Annotated in this window: 7 protein-coding genes, 1 other RNA gene and 1 pseudogene; all 9 read left to right on the top strand. The window is 49.3% G+C overall.

The window, feature by feature from the left end; translation table 11 throughout:
* Positions 1–534: CpsD/CapB family tyrosine-protein kinase (locus tag ACTHUE_RS11195; protein ID WP_440423485.1), on the top strand; the 534-nt coding region annotated here is incomplete at its 5' end.
* 135 nt (positions 535–669) lie between these two features.
* Complete coding sequence (locus ACTHUE_RS11190) at positions 670–1,659, top strand: NAD(P)H-dependent glycerol-3-phosphate dehydrogenase (RefSeq protein WP_004520880.1); 990 nt, start codon at positions 670–672, stop codon at positions 1,657–1,659.
* A gap of 74 nt (positions 1,660–1,733) precedes the next feature.
* Positions 1,734–2,057 (top strand): hypothetical protein, encoded by a 324-nt coding sequence (locus ACTHUE_RS11185; protein ID WP_039862529.1) that lies wholly within the window; start codon positions 1,734–1,736, stop codon positions 2,055–2,057.
* Between the two features lie 11 nt (positions 2,058–2,068).
* Positions 2,069–2,371, top strand: coding sequence for a cell division protein ZapA (locus ACTHUE_RS11180; protein ID WP_003681511.1), 303 nt, complete (start codon positions 2,069–2,071; stop codon positions 2,369–2,371).
* A gap of 8 nt (positions 2,372–2,379) precedes the next feature.
* A non-coding RNA gene (gene ssrS, locus ACTHUE_RS11175) (6S RNA) lies at positions 2,380–2,560 on the top strand.
* Between the two features lie 179 nt (positions 2,561–2,739).
* Positions 2,740–3,171 (top strand): 50S ribosomal protein L13, encoded by a 432-nt coding sequence (gene rplM, locus ACTHUE_RS11170; protein WP_003684605.1) that lies wholly within the window; start codon positions 2,740–2,742, stop codon positions 3,169–3,171.
* Positions 3,172–3,183: 12 nt separating this feature from the next.
* The gene (gene rpsI, locus ACTHUE_RS11165) at positions 3,184–3,576 is read left to right on the top strand and encodes a 30S ribosomal protein S9 (protein ID WP_003681515.1); all 393 of its coding nucleotides are present in this window, start codon (positions 3,184–3,186) and stop codon (positions 3,574–3,576) included.
* Positions 3,577–3,661: 85 nt separating this feature from the next.
* On the top strand, positions 3,662–4,171 hold the full coding sequence (locus ACTHUE_RS11160) for a protein disulfide oxidoreductase (RefSeq protein WP_039862516.1): 510 nt from the start codon (positions 3,662–3,664) through the stop codon (positions 4,169–4,171).
* 339 nt (positions 4,172–4,510) lie between these two features.
* Positions 4,511–4,698, top strand: a pseudogene (gene nadR / locus ACTHUE_RS11155) (MarR family adhesin repressor NadR); the annotation flags it as partial.

The following is a 4,698-nucleotide window of genomic DNA, read 5'->3' as shown; positions in this document are numbered from 1 at the left end:
GCCAACCTCGCCACCGTAATGGCGCAGTCAGGCAAACGCGTTCTGCTTATCGATACCGATATGCGCAAAGGCTACCTCGACCGACTCTTCGGCCTTACCCCCGAGTTCGGCTTGTCTGACATCCTCAACGGCAAAGCAGCTCCGGCAAAAGCCGTACAAGAGACCGGCATTGAAAACCTCCACCTTATCAGCAGCGGCAGCTATCCTAGCAATCCGTCCGAGCTTTTGATGGACAACCGTTTCAACGAATTGCTCGCCCACGCGCGCCAACGCTACGATTATGTCATCTTGGACACGCCGCCCGTATTGGCCGTTACCGACGCCATCATCATCGGCCAACATGCCGGCACCGTCCTTATGATTAGCCGTTATGCGCACACGCGTGCACGAGAGCTTGAAGCCAGCGTCGAACGCCTCAAACAAAACCACATCAACATCAAAGGTGTTGTCCTCAACGGCATGAAGCGCGAAGCCAACAACAGCTACGACTACTACGCCTACGATGCCTACCATTCCGGTAACAATAAATCATAAACCGAAGCAGGCCGTCTGAACTTTCAGACGGCCTAAGGCTTTTTAAACAGCACAAAATATTTTTCACAAACGCCGCCCTTGCACCCCAAAGCCGTTTGTTTTAAAGTAAGCCCCGTTCCCATATGGAAGAGAAACATGAAAATTACCGTCATCGGCGCAGGTTCGTGGGGTACAGCTCTCGCGTTGCACTTTGCGCACCACAACAATGAAGTTGCCCTTTGGACACGCAATCCCGACCAAATCCGCACCCTGCAAGCAGATCGCGAAAACAAACGCGGCCTGCCCGGCTTCCCTTTCCCTGAGTCCCTGACCGTTCACGCCGATTTGGGCGAAGCGCTGAAAGACAGCCAACTTGCCCTGATCGTTACCTCCGTAGCCGGCCTCAGAAGCAGCGCCGAGCTGCTCAAACAGCATAACGCCGCCGATATTCCCGTTCTCGCCGCCTGCAAAGGTTTTGAACAAGATACCGGCCTTTTGACTTTCCAAGTACTGAAAGAAGTCCTACCTAACAATAAAAAAATCGGCGTTCTCTCAGGTCCGAGCTTTGCCCAAGAACTTGCAGCCCAACTGCCTTGCGCCGTCGTGTTTGCTTCCGAAAACAAAGACTGGGTGGAAGAAACTACTGCCCAACTGAACACCAACGTAATGCGCCTGTACGGCAGCACCGACGTCATCGGTGTCGCAGTGGGCGGTGCCGTTAAAAACGTCATGGCAATTGCCACCGGCCTTTCAGACGGCCTCGAATACGGCCTCAATGCACGCGCAGCCTTAGTAACACGCGGCCTTGCCGAAATCACCCGCCTTGCCATCGCCATGGGCGCACAACCCAAAACCATGATGGGCTTAGCAGGCATCGGCGACCTTATCCTGACCTGTACCGGCGCACTCTCGCGCAACCGCCGCGTCGGCCTAGGCCTCGCAGAGGGTAAAGAGTTGCATCAAGTGCTTGTCGAAATCGGCCACGTTTCCGAAGGCGTCAGCACCATTGAAGAAGTCTTCAACACCGCCGCCAAATACCAAATCGATATGCCCATCACTCAAACCCTGCTGCAACTCATCCGCAAAGAAATGACCCCGCAGCAAGTCGTTGAACGACTGATGGAACGAAGCGCGCGCTTCGAATAAACGGTCGCGCCGTCTGCCATTCAGACGGCCTGACGCACAATATGGCGGCCATCAGGCCGTCTGAAGGGAAACACATGAACCAATCACTGAACAATCTGGAAATCAACGTTTACCAACTTGTCCAAAAATTTGAAACGCTGGTTTCAGAAAACCGCCGTCTCAACGAAGAAATCGACAGACTCAAACTCGAGCAAGAGCAACAAAAACGCCAACACGACGCGGCCATTGACGAACTCAGCGAAGCCTTGCTGGTTCAAGTCGGCAAACTCAAAGAGGACCTGCAAAGCAAAATTGACAACCTGACTGCCGAAAAAGAAAACTACCGCAACGCGCTGGCCCAAAGCGCAGACCAAATCCGCAGCCTCATTACCCGATTGCCCCAAGAAACACAACAATAAAAGGATGCCCCGTGAGTATCGAACAAGTCAATCTCGACATCATGAATGTCAACTTCACCATCAACACACCGAGTGAAGAAAAAGCCACCCTTCTGCAAGCCGTTGAAATGCTCAACAAGAAAAGCGATGCGATTAAAGAAAGCGGCCGCATCGTCGGCACAGACAAAATCGTCGTCATGGCAGCCCTCAACGTCGTGCACGACCTCTTGAAAACCACCCTCAACGACGATTTGGCAATCGGTGAATTTGAGCGTAAAATAACCGACATGAACAACGCGTGCCAAAAAGCACTGGCGCGCTTGGAGCAAAACTGATTTCCCCCTTTTCCCTGCGGTGTTCGCGAAGGCATATATTCCTTTGAACCAATACGTTCGCTTTAGGTTGCCGGGAGCTGTAGTGGGCGCGAGCGTCCGTTTATTGGACGCACCCGAAACTACCCGAGGTGACCGCCTTGTCAGCAAGGTTCAAGCGGATTCAGCCTAAACGGCACTCGTGGGGATTCCCTAAAAAAAGCCATACCGACAGGTGTGGCTTTTCCCTTTCCAAGTAAAGACTTTCGTAAAGATTTCCGGCCGTCTGAAAAAACCGCATATTCATGCATCAAACACACTCAATTAAGATTGACAAAAACCAATCTCCTCTTTAAAATCCATAACTTTCTATATATATCTGGATTCCAACCATGAAAACCTTCTCTGCAAAACCCCACGAGGTGAAGCGCGAATGGTTCGTCATTGACGCAGAAGACAAAGTTCTGGGTCGTGTCGCAGCCGAAGTCGCACACCGTCTGCGCGGCAAACACAAACCCGAATACACCCCTCACGTTGATACTGGCGACTACATCATCGTCATCAACGCAGACAAACTGCGCGTGACCGGTGCTAAATTCGAAGACAAAAAATACTTCCGTCACTCTGGTTTCCCAGGTGGCATCTACGAGCGTACTTTCCGCGAAATGCAAGAGCAATTCCCAGGCCGCGCTTTGGAACAAGCCGTAAAAGGCATGTTGCCTAAAGGTCCTCTGGGCTACGCCATGATCAAAAAACTGAAAGTGTACGCTGGCGCCGAACACGGCCACGCTGCACAACAACCTAAAGTTTTGGAACTGAAATAATAAGGACACGACATGAACGGTAAATACTACTACGGCACAGGCCGCCGCAAAAGTTCAGTGGCTCGTGTATTCTTGACTAAAGGTACCGGCCAAATCATCGTAAACGGCCGTCCCGTTGACGAATTCTTCGCACGTGAAACCAGCCGCATGGTTGTACGTCAACCTCTGGTTCTGACTGAAAATGCCGAATCTTTCGACATCAAAGTTAACGTAACCGGTGGCGGCGAAACCGGTCAATCCGGCGCCATCCGTCACGGCATTACCCGCGCCCTGATCGACTTCGACGCAGCCCTGAAACCAGCCCTGTCTCAAGCAGGCTTCGTTACTCGCGATGCTCGTGAAGTTGAACGTAAAAAACCTGGTTTGCGCAAAGCACGTCGCGCAAAACAATTCTCCAAACGTTAATACGTTTTCAGAATCGAATCAAAAAGCCTTGCTCTGCAAGGCTTTTTTCATTTATAAAACAATAATCCAATATCCTCCGCAATATATGATGAAAACCCTGCTCCACTACGCCAAATCATTGCTTCAGGCCGTGATTATTTTCATTTTGCTCTCCTTGATTGTCGACTGGGTACGCAAGCCTAACCAGCCCTTACAATCAGCGGCACAAACCATTACTTTAACCGATGGGCAAACCACTTCCCTTCAATCCTTCAGCCAAAATCGGGTTGCCGTCGTTTATTTTTGGGGTAGCTGGTGTCGTATTTGTTCATACACATCATCAACCATAGAAAAACTGCACCAAGACAATATCCCAACATTGGGCGTAGCCTTGCGCTCCGGAAGCGACACGGACATTGCCCACCATATGCAAGAAAACAACCTATCCTTTCCAAATTTCAATGATTCAGACGGCCTGATGGCTCAAAAATGGAATATAGCCGTCACACCGACCATTATCATATTAAAAGATGGCAAAATGATTCATCACACATCCGGGCTTTCTAGCTACATCGGCTTAAAAATCAGAATTTACTTAGCAGACATCTTCGGCTAAATTCATTGAAAATCCACCAAAAATAGAAAATCCAAAGAATCATCTTCGCCGAATATTTTTATCCTATTCCACTTCATAAATAAATAAACTATCTCTTTCCCGATAACATATGATTTTGTTGAGATTATAAAGAAAATAGACTAAGATATAACCATAAGAACAATTGGAAACATTATTATCAAAACAAACTGTTAGAGATCTTCATCTAATATTGTGGCAGTGATGCTTTTGTTCCCATGACCCGGCTGCCGACGGCAGCCTTAAAACAGCAATATTCGCCTTTATCAATCTACCTCACGCTTCAACGGTTTGATTTTTGATAACACCGGAGACTTAGTAATGCCCAACCAATCTAAACATGCATCTATCAATATCGGTCTGATTCAGGCACGGGAAGCATTGATGACCCAATTCCGCCCTATTCTGAACCAAGCCAATATTACTGACCAGCAATGGCGTATCATCCGGCTCTTAGCGGAAAACGGCACACTCGACTTTCAAGATTTGGCCAATCAGGCCTGCATCCT

Source organism: Neisseria sp. P0021.S005 (assembly GCF_051956955.1).
Note: the sequence above shows the minus strand (reverse complement) of the source record. Positions and strands in the feature narration are given on the sequence as shown.

Bases quoted from the DNA above. Each gene is read 5' to 3' on its own strand.
- rplM (WP_003684605.1), top strand. From the start codon at position 2,740: ATGAAAACCTTCTCTGCAAAACCCCACGAGGTGAAGCGCGAATGGTTC.
- ACTHUE_RS11190 (WP_004520880.1), top strand. From the start codon at position 670: ATGAAAATTACCGTCATCGGCGCAGGTTCGTGGGGTACAGCTCTCGCG.
- rpsI (WP_003681515.1), top strand. From the start codon at position 3,184: ATGAACGGTAAATACTACTACGGCACAGGCCGCCGCAAAAGTTCAGTG.
- ACTHUE_RS11185 (WP_039862529.1), top strand. From the start codon at position 1,734: ATGAACCAATCACTGAACAATCTGGAAATCAACGTTTACCAACTTGTC.
- ACTHUE_RS11160 (WP_039862516.1), top strand. From the start codon at position 3,662: ATGATGAAAACCCTGCTCCACTACGCCAAATCATTGCTTCAGGCCGTG.